The 14,775-nt window shown below is 52.8% G+C and carries 14 protein-coding genes and 1 tRNA gene; 6 read left to right on the forward strand and 9 right to left on the reverse strand.

Going from position 1 to position 14,775, the window contains the following annotated elements; all coding sequences use genetic code 11:
• Window positions 1–40: 40 nt before the first annotated feature.
• Window positions 41–1,693: a kdo(2)-lipid A phosphoethanolamine 7''-transferase gene (eptB, locus tag H0S68_RS08970; protein WP_410529326.1), complete on the forward strand. Its 1,653-nt coding sequence runs from the start codon at window positions 41–43 to the stop codon at window positions 1,691–1,693.
• 67 nt (window positions 1,694–1,760) lie between these two features.
• On the opposite strand, the gene H0S68_RS08975 is transcribed toward eptB, so the two are convergent.
• The 5 genes from H0S68_RS08975 to H0S68_RS08995 form a co-directional block, all read right to left on the reverse strand.
• A complete protein-coding gene (locus tag H0S68_RS08975) occupies window positions 1,761–1,895 on the reverse strand; it encodes a hypothetical protein (RefSeq protein ID WP_020826247.1) in 135 nt (44 codons plus the stop codon).
• A gap of 260 nt (window positions 1,896–2,155) precedes the next feature.
• Complete coding sequence (gene proP / locus H0S68_RS08980) at window positions 2,156–3,658, reverse strand: glycine betaine/L-proline transporter ProP (RefSeq protein ID WP_020826248.1); 1,503 nt, start codon at window positions 3,656–3,658, stop codon at window positions 2,156–2,158.
• A 407-nt stretch (window positions 3,659–4,065) separates the two neighbouring features.
• The gene (locus tag H0S68_RS08985) at window positions 4,066–5,430 is read right to left on the reverse strand and encodes a TolC family protein (protein ID WP_198639802.1); all 1,365 of its coding nucleotides are present in this window, start codon (window positions 5,428–5,430) and stop codon (window positions 4,066–4,068) included.
• A 3-nt stretch (window positions 5,431–5,433) separates the two neighbouring features.
• Window positions 5,434–7,374, reverse strand: coding sequence for a MacB family efflux pump subunit (locus tag H0S68_RS08990; protein WP_273854740.1), 1,941 nt, complete (start codon window positions 7,372–7,374; stop codon window positions 5,434–5,436).
• A complete protein-coding gene (locus H0S68_RS08995) occupies window positions 7,371–8,555 on the reverse strand; it encodes an efflux RND transporter periplasmic adaptor subunit (RefSeq protein WP_128864200.1) in 1,185 nt (394 codons plus the stop codon). Before H0S68_RS08995 ends, H0S68_RS08990 begins: the two co-directional genes overlap by 4 nt.
• A 253-nt stretch (window positions 8,556–8,808) precedes the next feature.
• On the opposite strand from H0S68_RS08995, the gene H0S68_RS09000 reads away from it, so the two are divergent.
• The 5 genes from H0S68_RS09000 (at window position 8,809) to H0S68_RS09020 (ending at window position 10,396) form a co-directional block, all read left to right on the forward strand.
• A tRNA-OTHER gene (locus H0S68_RS09000) sits at window positions 8,809–8,903 on the forward strand.
• A gap of 181 nt (window positions 8,904–9,084) precedes the next feature.
• Window positions 9,085–9,384, forward strand: a complete 300-nt coding sequence (locus H0S68_RS09005; protein ID WP_128864201.1) for a hypothetical protein — start codon at window positions 9,085–9,087, stop codon at window positions 9,382–9,384.
• A 129-nt stretch (window positions 9,385–9,513) separates the two neighbouring features.
• Window positions 9,514–10,017, forward strand: coding sequence for a YlaC family protein (locus tag H0S68_RS09010; RefSeq protein WP_020826298.1), 504 nt, complete (start codon window positions 9,514–9,516; stop codon window positions 10,015–10,017).
• A gap of 68 nt (window positions 10,018–10,085) precedes the next feature.
• The gene (locus H0S68_RS09015; RefSeq protein WP_012006291.1) at window positions 10,086–10,217 is read left to right on the forward strand and encodes a hypothetical protein; all 132 of its coding nucleotides are present in this window, start codon (window positions 10,086–10,088) and stop codon (window positions 10,215–10,217) included.
• Window positions 10,214–10,396, forward strand: coding sequence for a hypothetical protein (locus H0S68_RS09020; RefSeq protein WP_410529327.1), 183 nt, complete (start codon window positions 10,214–10,216; stop codon window positions 10,394–10,396). The genes H0S68_RS09015 and H0S68_RS09020 overlap by 4 nt, the downstream gene beginning before the upstream one ends.
• Before the next feature lie 47 nt (window positions 10,397–10,443).
• Here the strand turns inward: H0S68_RS09020 and H0S68_RS09025 are convergent, their stop codons facing one another.
• From H0S68_RS09025 to mdoC, 4 genes are all read right to left on the reverse strand, one after another.
• On the reverse strand, window positions 10,444–10,569 hold the full coding sequence (locus H0S68_RS09025; RefSeq protein WP_255417459.1) for a hypothetical protein: 126 nt from the start codon (window positions 10,567–10,569) through the stop codon (window positions 10,444–10,446).
• Between the two features lie 274 nt (window positions 10,570–10,843).
• Window positions 10,844–12,565, reverse strand: coding sequence for a potassium/proton antiporter (locus tag H0S68_RS09030; RefSeq protein WP_128864202.1), 1,722 nt, complete (start codon window positions 12,563–12,565; stop codon window positions 10,844–10,846).
• Window positions 12,566–12,866: 301 nt separating this feature from the next.
• Window positions 12,867–13,094 (reverse strand): hypothetical protein, encoded by a 228-nt coding sequence (locus H0S68_RS09035; protein ID WP_020826300.1) that lies wholly within the window; start codon window positions 13,092–13,094, stop codon window positions 12,867–12,869.
• 327 nt (window positions 13,095–13,421) lie between these two features.
• Window positions 13,422–14,552 carry a glucans biosynthesis protein MdoC gene (gene mdoC, locus H0S68_RS09040; protein ID WP_187962689.1) on the reverse strand — a complete coding sequence of 377 codons (1,131 nt, stop codon included), beginning with the start codon at window positions 14,550–14,552 and terminating at the stop codon, window positions 13,422–13,424.
• Window positions 14,553–14,775: the final 223 nt, after the last annotated feature.

Below are 14,775 nucleotides of genomic sequence, written 5' to 3' on the forward strand. Positions count from 1 at the left end.
AGATGGCTATGAACTCACATTGGCAGGAATGGTATCAATAATGCAGAAGTTCCGACGTTGGACCCAGTTGCAGGTCTCCTTTTTTATCGCTTTCTATCTCGGTGTATTACTCAATATCCCTATTTTTTATCGTCGTTATCAACAGCTTCATAACGATAACCTGTTGTCGATTGGCATTGAAATTGTTGCGGCCTTTTGCCTCGTATGCTTTATCACGCTGCTTATTTCCTTTTTGGGACGCCGGTTGTTTCGTGTTTTGGCCACGCTGCTGGTCCTGAGCTCGGTTGCCGCCAGCTATTATATGGTGTTGTTTCATGTCGATATCGGCTACGGCATTCTGGCGGCGGTGATGACCACCGACGTTGATTTATCCAAAGAGTCGGTAGGCTGGCATTTTGGCGTATGGATGGTGCTGGTGAGTCTGTTGCCGCTGCTGTTGATTTGGCTGGCCCCGATGCACGAAGCCGCATTCAAACGCGGCAATCAGCTGGCGTTGGTCAAAAAAGGCGGGATTATGCTGGCCGCTGGCCTGTTCTGCTGGCTACCGCTTCAGTTGATGGGCCAGGTGCAGGATCAACACGACCGTGAAAATAACCAGATGATGGCCAGCTATGGCGGAGTAGTGGCCGGCAGCTATTCACCGTCTAACTGGCTTTCGGCCCTGGGGCTGCTGACTTACAGTTCCTACAGCCAGGCGGAGGACAGCCGGAATCTGTTTGATCCGGCGGCGCATTTCACCTACCAGCCGCCAAAAGACGTGAATGATCTTTATGTGGTATTCGTGATTGGTGAAAGTGCCAGACGCGATCATATGGGGGTTTACGGTTACCAGCGCGACAATACGCCGAATCTGGATAAGGAAGCCAACCTGGCGGTGCTGCAAGGCTATTCTTGCGATACGTCAACCAAGCTCTCTCTGCGTTGCATGTTCGTCAGAGAAGGCGGGGCATCGGAAGAGCCGCAGCGCACGCTAAAGGAAATGAACGTCTTTTCGGTGCTGAAGAAGCAGGGGTTTTCCTCCGAGCTATTCTCTATGCAAAGCGAAGCCTGGTTTTATAATAAGACCCTGGCGGACAGCTATGCTCTTCGAGAAAGCATTCAGGCGGAAAAACGCAATGCCGGTAAACCCGTTGATGATATTGCGTTGATCGATGAACTGCAGGATTCGCTGGACCGCCATCCTCAGGGAAAACACTTGGTGATTTTGCATACCAAAGGCTCACACTATATGTACACCGAACGCTATCCGCGGGCTTTTGCTCGCTATCAGCCGGAATGCCAGGGTATTGACGATACGTGTTCAACGGAATCGATGATCAACTCTTACGACAACAGCCTGTTGTACACCGACTATGTTCTTGAGCAGGTGTTCAATCAGTTGCGCAACCGTAACGCTATCGTGTTTTACGCCTCTGATCACGGTGAGTCGATCTCGGAAAATATGCATTTTCACGGCACGCCGCGCGATCACGCGCCGAAAGAACAGCGTACCGTGCCAATTATGGTCTGGGCATCCGACAAGTTTCTCAGTCAGCCCGATCACCAGGCGGCATTTAATCAGTTAAAGGCGCTGCAAAAGGCAAAAACGCCGGTGTTTCATGAAAAGCTGTTCGACAGCGTGCTGGGGTGTATCGGCTATACCTCGCCGGACGGCGGGATTGTGAAGCAGCGTAACTGGTGCCAGGTCAACTGAATTGCCAGCCGTATGACTAACCGCCGAAAGGCGGTTTTTTTATGCATTAAGCTGGCGGAAAGCCCCCTTAACGAAGACTCTCAATCCAGTGGAAGATCCGCGCCAGGGCGTGCGTGATATCGCCAATGTTAAATAACGCGCCTATCCATATCGCAATCATGATGGCTACGGCAATAACGATCGGCATATCCATTCTACTCATTGGCTATCTTCTTCAATGGGTTAACTTGATTTCAAGCCTAGCATCAAACCTCGCCAGGATAAAATATCAGGCTAATAGTGCCAAAATTCGGTTTGCCGAAATCGCACTGTGGCCGCTTATACCCCGATGATTACTGCCGGTGAAAAACGGCGGTCGCGCATGGGGCGCAGAAGGAAGGTTGTGCAAATTTACGCTCGGACGTTGACCGGATTACGGCAATAAAAAAGCCACCCGAAGGTGGCTTGTCGTTAGAACGCTGTTTAGTCCAGTTTTGGATGCTGGTCGATCAACGTCTGTTTTTTCTTTTCCAACTCGGCAATCTGCTCATTGATGTCTTCGACTTTCTGTTCGATGTTGTCGTAGTTTTCTTGCAGCAGCTCTTTGGCTTCCGAACGATCCGAAGCCGCCGGGGTGGCACCGCGCAGCGGTTTATTGGCGGTTTCTTTCATGTACAGGCCGGTGATCAGACCGATGACGGCGACGACCATCAGATAATAAGCCGGCATATACAGGTTCCCGGTCGCTTCGACCAGCCAGGCGGCTACCGTCGGCGTCGCACCGGCAACCAGTACCGAGATGTTGAATGAAATCGCCAACGCGCTGTAACGAATATGCGTCGGGAACATCGCCGGCAGGGTGGAGGCCATCACACCGGTGAAGGAGTTCAGCAGCACCGCCAGCACCAACAGACCGACGAAGATCAGACCAATCACGTTACTATTGATCAGAATAAAGCAGGGGATAGACAGAGCCAACAGACCGACGCTGCCGCCGATAATAAACGGCTTACGGCCGATGCGGTCACTGGCCAGGCCTATGACCGGCTGCACGAACAACATACCGATCATGATGGCGATAATGATCAGTACGCCGTGATCTTCCGAGTAGTGCAGGTTATGCGACAGGTAGCTCGGCATGTAAGTCAGCAACATGTAATAGGTCACGTTGGTTGAAATCACGATACCGACGCAGACCAGCAGGCTTCTCCAGTGCTTGGCCGCGATCTCTTTGAAAGAGGTCTTCGGCGGGTTTTCGATGGCGTTGCGGTCGTCTTTCTCCATCTTTTCCACGTGCTGCTGGAAGGCCGGTGTTTCTTCCAGCGCATGGCGCAGGTACAAACCGATCAGACCCAAAGGCGCTGCGATAAAGAACGGAATACGCCAGCCCCAGTCGAGGAAGTTGGTTTCACCGACAATGCTGGAGATCAGTACCACCACGCCAGCACCCAGGACGAAACCGGCAATGGAGCCAAAATCAAGCCAGCTGCCCATAAAGCCGCGTTTTCTGTCCGGTGAATATTCGGCTACGAAGATAGCCGCGCCGGAGTATTCGCCACCTACCGAGAAGCCCTGTGCCAATTTGGCCAGCAACAGCAGAACCGGTGCCCAGATGCCGATAGAGGCATAGGAAGGGATCAGGCCGATACAGAAGGTACTGACCGCCATGATAATAATGGTGATGGAGAGTACTTTCTGGCGACCGAATTTATCGCCCATCGCGCCAAAGAAGATACCGCCTAATGGACGTACCAGGAAGGGAACGGAAAAGGTCGCCAGTGCGGCAATCATCTGTACGCCAGGGGTGGCGCCAGGGAAAAAGACTTGCCCAAGGGCGTAGGCCACAAAGCCATATACACCGAAGTCAAACCATTCCATTGCGTTACCTAATGCGGCCGCGGTAATGGCTTTTTTCAGCTTGCTGTCATCGATGATGGTGATGTCATTAATATGCATCGGTTTATGTCGTTTTTTTCTTAACTTCATATAATCATCCCTTAATCAATTTTAGTCGTACGTGAATTCGCAATCCTCGTTCACTTCTTCTGCCCAGTTATCAGCGTGGCTAATCTTATTGCGATGTTGCCAGATTCGCCACTGCCTTTTTTGTGTGATGCGAGTCACGTAATAAGTCAATTTTCACCGGGAATATGTCATTTAGGTGACTAATTATTTTGCATCTATAGCTTAGCGTTATATCTTGCGGCGATCAAATTTAGCAGTTTATCTTATCAATTTGCACCGATTTAGCGCATAAATAGATTAATTATTGTTCATAATGGTGGTTTTTTGTCTGGGAAGGGATGAAACAAGTATAGAAAGAACTGCAGTAAAAACGGGCAAAATTAATGCATTCCAGATGAAAAAGCCTGGCGCGATCGCCAGGCTCAGCCTTACTGCGCAGATCCACCAAACTCCAGATAGAGTTGCGCCAGGTTTTGGTATTGAGCGAACCGGTTTTCATCCACGGCCAGCTCCGCCAACCGACGGCGATTTTGCGCATCCAGCCAGAAATTAATCGGCACCGAGCCTTGCCGGTAGCGGCTTTCATTCAATCGTTCAGATTTACGCGCCAGCGCCAATGCCGCCTGCAGGTGTTTCTCCTGTGCCATCAGTTGCGTACGTAACGATAGGGCATCATCAATGTCGGCCATGGCTTTATACAGCGCCTGCTTGAATTCCAGCACCTGCAGTTCATAGTCGCTGCGGGCGATTTTGATATCGACGTCCATTTGCCGCCATTCGAGGAACGGCAGCGACAGTCCGGCACCTACCGTTGCCAGCGGATTACGCAAAAACTCCAGCAATGCGGTGCTGCTGGCACCTAATGAGCCCGTCAGGCTGAAGGCCGGGTAGTACTGGGTGCGTTTGATGTCCACGTTAGCCAGAGTTTCACGCAGTCGCCACTCTTTGGCACTGATATCCGGGCGATGGCGCAGCACGCTGGCCGGGATGCCGGCATTGATTTGCGGCAATGGACCGGTCGGCAGGCTCTCGGGCTCAACCACCGTGTTTCCCGGCGGCGCACCCAGCAGTACCGTCTGTTCGTTCAGCGCCTGTTGACGCTCACGCAGCAGTGCCAGATGGCTGCTTTGCTGATTAATCAGGTTCTGTTCGGCATCCACCACGTCCAATGAAGAGACGCTGCCCGCGCGGTAGCGTGCCTTGACCAGCCCCAGGGTTTGTTGGGAATAGTCGATGCTTTGCTGACTGACGCGGATTCGCTGATTGATAAAGCCGATACGCCAGTAATTCTTGCTGGCGCTGGCGAGCAAAGCCAGACGCGCACTTTGCAAATCCTGTTGCGTGGCCTGGCTGGCCCATTCCGCGGCGTCACGTTGCCGCGCCAGTTTGCCCCATAGATCGACCTCATAGCTGACGCCGAGATTGGCGCTGCTGCTTTTGTTCCAAGGCGAGGAGTCGGAAAGGGCGGTATTGGCTCCGCTGCTGAGCGTTGCGTTCACACTTGGCGCGGTGCCGATATCAGCCCGCTGCGCCGCCAGTTGGGCACGGTAGACGCGCAGTGCGGCGGCGGCCAAATCGTTATTGGCCGCCATCACCTGCTGCAGCCATCGGTCCAACTGGGGATCGCGGAAATCACGCCAGTTGAATGGTTCTGACGTGTCGGCTTCGGCGTTTTGCTGCCAGTCGGCCGGATACTGCACCTTTGGAGACTGATACTCGCTTTTCAGCGCATTCCCGCAGCCGGTACTGAGCAAGGCCGCGAGGCATAACGCGAGAGGGGATAAGGTTTTCATAAGTTACTCGCTGGCCAGAGAAATGACCGGATCCATCCGCGCCGCTTTGCGGGCAGGGAGATAACCGAAGATCATGCCAATCAGGGTGGAGCAGCAGAAGGCCACGGCGGCGGCCTGCCAGGAATAGATGGCGGTGAGCATGCCCCCCGCTAACAGGGTAAACAGCGAACCAGCGGCGAATGACAGCAATATGCCCAATACACCGCCGATCAGGCAAACCAGCACGGCTTCTATCATAAATTGCTGCATGATATCGCTACGCCGGGCACCGACGGCCATGCGCACGCCGATTTCGTGCGTGCGTTCGGTCACTGACACCAGCATGATATTCATCACGCCCAGGCTGCCAATAATCAGGGAGATCGAGGCGACCATCAGGATCAGCAAGGTCAGCGTCATCGAGGTGTGTTCAATCGATTTTCGGTATTTGTCGAGATTGAACAGCATAAAATCCTTCACGCCATGACGTTGAGTCAGCAACTGTTTAATCGCGGCGACGGCGGCTTCGTTGGAGACGTCCTCTTTCAACCGGACATTAATGCTGCTCAGCGTCGATTTGCCCACCATGCGATACATCACGGTGGAGTAGGGCATCCATACTCTGATGCGGTTGGGGGCCGAATCCTGGTTACTTTGGACTATGCCGACCACCCGGGCCGGTACCGCACCGAGGAACACGATCTGGCCCAGAGGCTCAACGCCGAAATCGCCGAACAAAGCCTGCCGCGCGTTTTCGTCAATGATCACTTCCTGCAGCGCATTGCGGTCATCGAGGAAGTTTCGACCCTGTATCAGCTTGAGGCCGCTAACGCGCAGGTTATCGCGGCCCACGCCGCTGATCGATGCGTTGGCCGATTTGCTGCGAAAGCGAATGTTCTCTGAGGCGCTGACTTCAGGGCTGACGCTGTCGACAAAGCTCTGGCTGGCCAGCGCGTCGGCGTCCGCCGGTACCAGGGTGCGGATGCTGTCGATGCTGTCGTCAAAGAAATCACGCCCGGGATAAATGCTGACGACGTTAGTGCCCAGATCTTTAATGCTCTCCAGCGTGCGCTGTTTTGCACCTTCGCCCAGGGCGACCACCGTAACCACGGCGGCGATGCCGAAAATGATGCCGGTCATAGTCAGCGCTGTGCGCAAGCGGTGGGCGTTCATCGCTTTCAGCGCCATCTGCAGTGACTCCCGGGTGCGGTCGAGCAAGCTTTGCCAATAGCCTTGTGCAACTGGCGGGCTCTTTTTCATCACCGGGGGAGGCACCGGCGATTGACACCCGCTGTCGGCGACGATCTCGCCATCCTGCAGTTCGATAATACGCTGCGCGTGCTGGGCGACTTTCATGTCGTGGGTGACGATCACCACCGTGTGACCACGCTGGTTCAGTTCGCTGAGGATCTCCAGCACTTCCTGCCCGGATTTGGAGTCCAACGCGCCGGTCGGTTCGTCCGCAAGGATGATTTCACCGCCGTTGATTAACGAACGAGCAATGCTGACGCGTTGCTGTTGGCCGCCGGACAGTTGACCGGGCTTGTGATGCTCACGGCCCTCCAACCCCAGGCGCGCCAACAATTGTGCCGCGCGCAGGCGACGTTGGTCGCGTTTACTGTTGGCGTAGATCGCCGGGATCTCGACATTGCCCAACGCGCTGATGTCCGGCATCAGATGATAACGCTGGAAGATAAAACCTATGTGTTCCCGACGAAGCCTGGCCAACTCGTCCGGCGACAGGTGCGCGGCGTTATGCCCGCCGATGTGATAATTCCCCTGATCAGGCACGTCCAGACAACCGATGATGTTCATCAGCGTTGATTTGCCCGAGCCTGAGGCACCGATAATGGCAACCAACTCACCGGCGGCGATCTTGAGGTTGATGTTTTTCAGTACGGTTAACGGCTCGCTGCTGTTGGTATAGGTGCGGCCAATCCCTTTCAGTTCAATAATGGTGTTCACAGTAACAGGCCTTCTTCGCCCGGCTTGGCGCTTTCTTGCACCAGCACTACGTGTTCACCCACCTTTAATCCAGAGAGGATTTGTATATCGACGTTATTGGTAATACCGGTTGTCACCTCACGTATTTCCACCCGGTTATCCCCGGTCAGCACTTGTACCTGCTGTTTTTTGTCCGCGTTTTTATGCACTGCCTGAATCGGAACCAACAGCGTGTTTTTTGCCTCACCCAGTAGCAATGAAACCTGAGCCGTCATGGCAATGCGCAGCCGGTTTTGCGGATTGGGCACGTCGAGCAGCGCGTTGTAATACACCGAAGCGTTGGCGCTGCCGGAGCCTGAGGCGGAACCGCCGCCGCTGAGCGAATCGTCTTTCATGATGGACTCAGGCGCCAATTCGACGGTGCGCAGCGTGGCATCGTACTTTTTGTCCGGTTCGGAGAAAATGGTGAAGTAGGCTTTTTGCCCTTGGGTAACGCGGGTAATGTCGGCTTCGGAAATCTGCGCCTTGATGGTCATCACATCCAACTGCGCCAGTTTGACGATGGTAGGGGCGCTCTGATTGGCGTTTACCGTTTGGCCTTGCTGGGTAATGACGGCAATGACAATGCCGTCCATCGGTGCCAGGATGCGGGTGTAGCTCAGATCGACCTTCTTCTTGTCCACCTCAATTTGCGCCTGCACAATACGTGCATTCAGCGCAATCAGTTCGGCGCGGGTAGCGGCAAGCGTGGCCTCGGCCGCTTCAAAATCCTCGCGCGAGCCGGCTTCGTCTTTCAACATGCGTTTCTGGCGTTTAAAACGGGACTCCGCCTGCTTCAACAGCGCCTGTTTGGCCTGTAAATCCGCTTTTGCCACGTTCAGCGCCGCTTCGGCATTACGCAGATCGTTACGTTGTGGCAGGTCGTCGATGTCGGCAATCGGCTGGCCTTTGGTCACCCGGTCGCCAAGTTTGACCTTCAGGGACTTCACCTGGCCTGAAACTTGAGCGCCGACGTTGACCCGTTCGAAAGCATCCAGCTTACCGGTGGCCAATACCGCGTTTTCGATATCGCCAAGCCGAACCGGCGCCGTGACATAGGGGGCCGGTGAGGGGCTTCGCAGTGAGATCAGTGTAACGACGGCAGTAATGACCAGCAGGACGCCGACCAGAGTAAACGCCAAACGGCGCGGAGTGACTTTCATAATGTTATCCGTAACAGCAACGTTGATCCCAGAAGCCGCTATAGTGGCATCCAGCGCTTTAACTAACAATAAACATGCCGCAGACGGCGAGGGAAAAGTGCCACTGATTAACTATCGCGGAATGAAAGTAATTGGCGGCTGAGGGAGGAATAGGCGAAAAAAACAAGATTTCTCTTAAAATTCAGTTGTTCATAGTTACTTGTGTTGAATCCATAGCATTAATATGGATAATAACGCCCCGAAGCAAAGGAATGCGCTATTAACTCAGTTGGCAGAGTGGTTGGTTTTATGATGCTTTTTTGGCTACAAAATTGATAGACGCGGGTTCGAGTCCTGCATAGCGCGCCAGCTTCCTTTACGGACCCGTTATCATAAAGCGCACCCGGGTTGATTTGCACTATCGGCTCCTTGTTGGGATTTTCGGGTGTGCTTTACCCTAACCGGTTCTTTTCTTAATCTTCCTCTGTTGCAATCGATCTTTGCTAGACTCTAATCAGGCAGGTTCGCTGCCCGGCAACAGGAGATCGCCATGTCTGAGTCCGATCAACTGCAGGAGTTATTGCAACGTGTGGTGGCGCTCGAAGCCAGAGAGAAGTCGCTTACCGCCGCCTCCAACGCCTATCAGGCAATTATCACCACCATGCTGGGCAACCTGGCTCAACAGGAGCGCGACAAGATTATTGCGATGATCGATCAGGCGCATGAACTGGCTTATGCGCGCGCTATTCAGCGCTGTAACGAACCGCAAAAGCAAAAAATCAAACAGGCCGACGATATCGCCCAGCGGATGTTTATGTTTGCGCAAGGCAAAAACTCGCTGCAGCGCTAGCCGCAGAGGGTATAACAGTTACCGATATTAAATTGCATAACTGATCTACCTGGGCAAACTGTACCTGTGTTAGTTTGAGGAATGATTATTGATAGCAATAATGTCCCCCCAAGGCATAAGGTTGTAGCTATGGACGCGATTAAAAGCATCTTGGTAAAAGAAATCGAACGGATCAATCGACAGGAAGGACGTGACGGCAAGTTGCGCTTCAATAGCGAATTTGCGCGCGATCACCGCTATCTGTGTCTCGCCATGTTTGCCGGTTATTTTGCCGTGATCGCCGTGATGTATCAGGTTCCTTACATGGGCTTCATCGCGTTTTTGGCTTTCACCGCCTTCGTTCTGTTCATGTTCGCCATGCTGTTGATTGAAATCAAACCGGTCTATCGCTTTGAAGATATTGGCGTGCTGGATCTGCGCGTTTGTTATAACGGCGAGTGGTATTTCACCCGGGCGCTGTCGCCGCAGTCGGTGAAGGCATTGCTGGATGAACCGACGATCGGTGCCGCGACGAAAAATCGCATGCAGGAAATTATCGCCAATAAAGGCGAGATCGATTTCTACGACGTCTACGATCTGGCGTACTCAAAGAAGCCGCAGGATGAACAGCCGCAGGTGGCCGTGCTTAACTGAGGGTTTCCGCTCGCGCGGTTGTCGATTATACTCACGCATTGAAGTCAGATAAGCCTGAGGAATTTACGATGAGTGATGATATTTTCGATTTTGATATCGATGCCGAATTGGCGCAAGCAGAAGAAAAAGCGGCGCAGAAAGTGAAAGAACTCCCCGAGATCCTTGAGGACGAGGCGGACTGCGAAGGCTGTAAAATATGATCGCCATCGCCTTTAAAGAACCGCTTCGGCGGTTTTTTTATGCTCCAAATTTGGGGTTGCGGGCAAAAAAAAGCCCGTTTCAGGCGGGCCAACACTTAAGTCGTATGAGGGATTATTTTTATAACTCTCTGCGTCTAGCTTACGCGCAATGGCCGGTAAGTGATTTCGGTGTTTTGTAACAAAACGGTAGTTGTAGTGTTGCTATGTTACTGCGCCTGGCTGGGGATTAATCCAGTACAAATCCCCATATCAGCAATACCGCCACAATAATCACGCAGAGTGCGGAGACGGTAACCAGTATCTTTCCCAGAATGTCTTTTTCTTGCTGCTGTGCCACGTTAACGTTATCCAATTAAGAGTCTATGGACCAAATCGGCGACGCCCAGGTCCAGCACTATAACAGTCAGTGCGAGCCCCAACATGGCCGATAGAAATCGAATTTTACTGTTCAAATCGATACCCATCACCGCGATGCGATGTTCCCAGAGTAAAGGTTAAAACGCCGGAGCTGAATGCCCGGTTTGGGTTATTCCAGAGGTTAAGAACCTTCCCAGGCTTATAAGTTCCGTCTGTTTGAAAGGTCCGCTGCGGGCATGGCCGCGCAGCAGACCGGTTATGCGGAGGGATCAGTCAGTAACAATTCTTACGCCGACTTTACTGATCGCATTGCCATCCATTTCGGCGATGGTCCAGGTCAGGCCATCCCATTCGATCTGATCGCCCACTACCGGTTCGCCGCCAATCAGTTGAATGACGAATTGGCCGAGCGTTTGCTGTTCATCCACGCCTTCGTGCAGATTCAGGCCATAAACCTGTGAAATATCGCTCAGGCGCGCGTCCGACTGCAGGATAAAATCACCGAAGAAGCGTTCATCCAGCGTAACCACCGGCGCCTGGCTAAATAACTTACCCAGTACCGGCAGGTCGTGCTCGTGACCGATAACGCACAGAATGTCATCTTCGCGTAGTCGTGTGCTGCCGCTGGGGTGCAACAGCTCTTTGCCTCGGAACAATGCCGCAATGCGCGTACCCGGTGGCATTTTCAGCTCACGCAGCGCGGCACCGACGCACCAGTTTTCGGACGACAGCTGATAAACAAACTGCTCCCACTGGTTTTCAGGATGAACATCCAGCCCAACCCGTGAAATCGGCGCCAGCGCCGGCGGAACGATCACCTTGGCTTTCTTCGCGGCGAACGACAGGGTGGTGCCCTGCAGCAACAGGGAAACCAACACCACAAAGAAAGCCACGTTGAAGAACAACTGAGCATTGGGCAGGCCGGCCATCATCGGGAAGACGGCCAGAATCACCGGTACGGCCCCGCGCAGGCCGACCCAGGAGATAAAGCTGCGCTCGCGCAGGGTAAAACTGCGGAACGGCAACAGCCCGATAAATACCGACAGCGGTCGGGCAAATAAGATCATCCACAGCGAAAGCAGTAGGGCAGGGATGGCGATCGGCAGCAGCTCATGCGGATTCAGCAATAATCCCAGCACCAAGAACATGCCGATCTGGCTCAGCCATGCCAGGCCGTCGAAGGTTTGCACGATGCCGTGCCGGTTGCGGATCGGGCGATTACCCAGCATCAGGCCGCACAGGTATACCGCCAGAATGCCGCTGCCGTCCAGTGCGGTGGTCAGGGCAAAAATCAGAATGCCGCCGCTGACGGCCAGCAGTGGATACAGCCCTTCTGCCAGTTTAATGTGGTTGATTAACGTCAGCAGCAGCCAACCGCCGCCAAGACCAAAGACAACCCCCATGCCGAACTGCTGCAGCAGATGGAGAGGGAACATCCAGCTCAGCGTGGTTTCGCCTGCGGAGATCATCGCAATCAGCGTAATGGTAAGGAACACCGCCATGGGATCGTTGCTGCCGGATTCGATTTCCAGCGTGGCGCTGACGCGTTCGTTCAGTCCTTTGCCGCCTAATAACGAGAAGACTGCCGCGGCGTCGGTGGAGCCGATAATGGCGCCAATCAGCATGCCCTGCAGCAGATCGAGGTTGAACAGCCAGGCGGCGGCCAGCCCGGTCAGCCCGGCGGTGATCACCACGCCGATAGTTGCCAGCGAAAGTGCCGGCCATAGCGCGACGCGGAATGAGCTGACTCGGGTACGCATCCCGCCGTCCAGCAGGATCACCGCCAGCGCCAGGTTACTGACCAGATAGGCCACCGGATAGTTGCTGAAAACGATACCGCCCGGACCATCGACCCCCGCCAACATGCCAATGGCCAGGAAGATCACCAGAATAGGAATACCCAGGCGTGACGAAAATGAACTGAGAAGAATACTTGCTCCCACCAACACGGCACCGATGATGAACAAACTGTTAATGGTGCTGGCATCCAAAATGACGTTCTCCTGCAGGCTGGGGGGAAGGGCGTTGCGCGCTAGCGCAGATACTCCCTGATGATAGCCTGTTTTTCAGGTAAAACGCCAAGCCTGATTCATAAAACAGTTTGACCTTTATTGTCATTTAAGCGGAGAACCATATGGAAGCGGGGAGAAACCGGTGAACTTCTTTCTTTTATCTATATTTATCAGCTTGCTGTGATCGTGCTTAGGCAATAAATGGTGGGTGTTGCCGTGCCTGGAGAAGGAAAAACCATTAAACCCCCTCCAGGAGGCTTAATGGTTTGCAGGCGAGGCGTTATAAATGGTCGAGTGACTGCAGGGCCCGTCTGATCAGCTCGGCAGCCAGTTTTCTTTCTGACTCTGAAATACCGTCAAGGTTAAGGCTGGAAAGTTCGGCGACCAGAATGCTGCGATCCTTGCCGCTGATCGACGAATCCAGTGCGGAAAGCAACCGGCCAAGAATTTTCAGTAGGGTGGCGTTCTCTGGTACGGCTTCCTGAGCCGAAGTGTCTTTATCAGTCATTAAAAATCCTCTCTGTCGTGACGGAAGGGAGATGCTGCAAGCCTTGTCGCGATGGTGACAAGGCCGTCCCTTAGGGTTCATTGAGCCCAATCGCTACCGTAAGGCAGGGATGTGGATTTCCACTTATGCATTGCCGTTATAACAACTCGCGGCAATATGCTCCAGCATAACTTTGCCTTAACTTTCGCCATAGGGGTGAGCAATCTGTGCTCAGTGCTTGAATCACCAGGCGCGTTGCCGGTGCGAAGGTAAATGATAAAGGTACTGGTAGACGAAGCGATGACAGTGAGCTACCCGGCAAGCCGAAACGGCTGCCGGGCAGTAGGATTATTGCGGTTTACCAGAGAACAGAAAACGGAACAGCGGGATACGCTTGTGCAGTTCATATAACAGGAAGGCGCAAGAGAAGACAAACACCAAGCCAGCCAGAAAACCCAGCAGGTTATTGTTGATATGCGGAGTCACAAAAGCGCCATATATCAGGGTCAACGGATGGTGCACCAGATATATAAATAGCGATGCATTCACCAGATAAGTGATACGCGGTGAGTGATAGTTCAGCAGATTATGTCCGAATGAGAAAATCACGTTGGCCATCAGGATCCCCAACAGGGTTTTGATCAGCACTTCCAGCTCAAACATATAGCTGCTGTGAGCCAGAAACTTCTGATTCAGCATATAGGCAATGAACAGCAACAGCGAACCGAGCAGCGCGCCGAGGGACGGTTTGAGGAAAATCTCTTTCAGCCACACGTACTTAAAGGCATAGGCGCCCAGGATGAAGAACGGCAGGTAGAACATCGTCTCCATCACCACAAAATTGAACAGACCATTGGAGAGTAAAGCTGGCGCAAAAATTAAAATAATACGGTGCGCGGCCGAATAGCATAAAGCATAAATAAGAAAGAGCAGTGAGATGTTTCCTAATCCGGTCATTTTATTTATCGGGTAGGGAACGGTATTATTTTTAAGTGCCTTGATTTTTTTGAACAGATAAAAACATAGGGTGGTCAGCAATGACAGGGTTAATAAAAACCACAGGTGAGAAACCAGTTCCCAAACTGTTACATTTATTTTCTGATAGAGCGAAAAATTTTCCCAACCGTTTAATTTGTCCGTGAAGTATTTCAGCATGAAAAACTGCGGCACCGTTATTAACGGAATCGAACTCAGCAGGGGGATCGCCACTCGCTCAAGCCTGACCTTCAGCCACTGGTGGCGTTCGTAGCGCTCATAGAGCATGTAAGAGAAGTAGCCGGAAATCACGAAGAACACCTGCATGCGGAAAGCATGGATGAAGTCGTTCAGCACCGTCAGCGAGAAGGAGGGGCTGGCGCTGTTTACCGCCCAGCTATGGCTGGAATAAATCAGAGAAAGATGAAAAGGGATGCCGAGCAACATCAAATAAGCCCGGATCGAATCGAGGAAAAACTCGCGTTGGTTGCTGCCTTTAGTCATAGGTTACCGCTGGTGATTTTATCGAGTGGTCATTAACACGCTTAATAAGTCGGCAATGGTTAAATCGAATCACAAACCCTACTATACCGTTTCACATTTTTCCATAGCGTCTTGATGCGCGGCTTGCTACGCTGGTGTTTAGTCAGCTGCTTAAACTATGAGCCATAAACATGAACCATCCATTTATCATGTTGTCGGAAAGCTGAATAATCCATTAATATGG

This window comes from Serratia sp. AXJ-M, from assembly GCF_046531865.1.
Lineage (GTDB): Bacteria > Pseudomonadota > Gammaproteobacteria > Enterobacterales > Enterobacteriaceae > Serratia > Serratia liquefaciens.

Coding starts and splice junctions, on each gene's coding strand:
- H0S68_RS09020 (WP_410529327.1), top strand. CDS start 10,214: ATGATCGCCATCGCCTTTAAAGAACCGCTTCGGCGGTTTTTTTATGCT.
- H0S68_RS09035 (WP_020826300.1), bottom strand. CDS start 13,094: ATGACTGATAAAGACACTTCGGCTCAGGAAGCCGTACCAGAGAACGCC.
- H0S68_RS08995 (WP_128864200.1), bottom strand. CDS start 8,555: ATGAAAGTCACTCCGCGCCGTTTGGCGTTTACTCTGGTCGGCGTCCTG.
- H0S68_RS08985 (WP_198639802.1), bottom strand. CDS start 5,430: ATGAAAACCTTATCCCCTCTCGCGTTATGCCTCGCGGCCTTGCTCAGT.
- H0S68_RS09015 (WP_012006291.1), top strand. CDS start 10,086: ATGAGTGATGATATTTTCGATTTTGATATCGATGCCGAATTGGCGCAA.
- H0S68_RS09010 (WP_020826298.1), top strand. CDS start 9,514: ATGGACGCGATTAAAAGCATCTTGGTAAAAGAAATCGAACGGATCAAT.
- mdoC (WP_187962689.1), bottom strand. CDS start 14,552: ATGACTAAAGGCAGCAACCAACGCGAGTTTTTCCTCGATTCGATCCGG.
- H0S68_RS09005 (WP_128864201.1), top strand. CDS start 9,085: ATGTCTGAGTCCGATCAACTGCAGGAGTTATTGCAACGTGTGGTGGCG.
- eptB (WP_410529326.1), top strand. CDS start 41: ATGCAGAAGTTCCGACGTTGGACCCAGTTGCAGGTCTCCTTTTTTATC.
- H0S68_RS08975 (WP_020826247.1), bottom strand. CDS start 1,895: ATGAGTAGAATGGATATGCCGATCGTTATTGCCGTAGCCATCATGATT.
- proP (WP_020826248.1), bottom strand. CDS start 3,658: ATGAAGTTAAGAAAAAAACGACATAAACCGATGCATATTAATGACATC.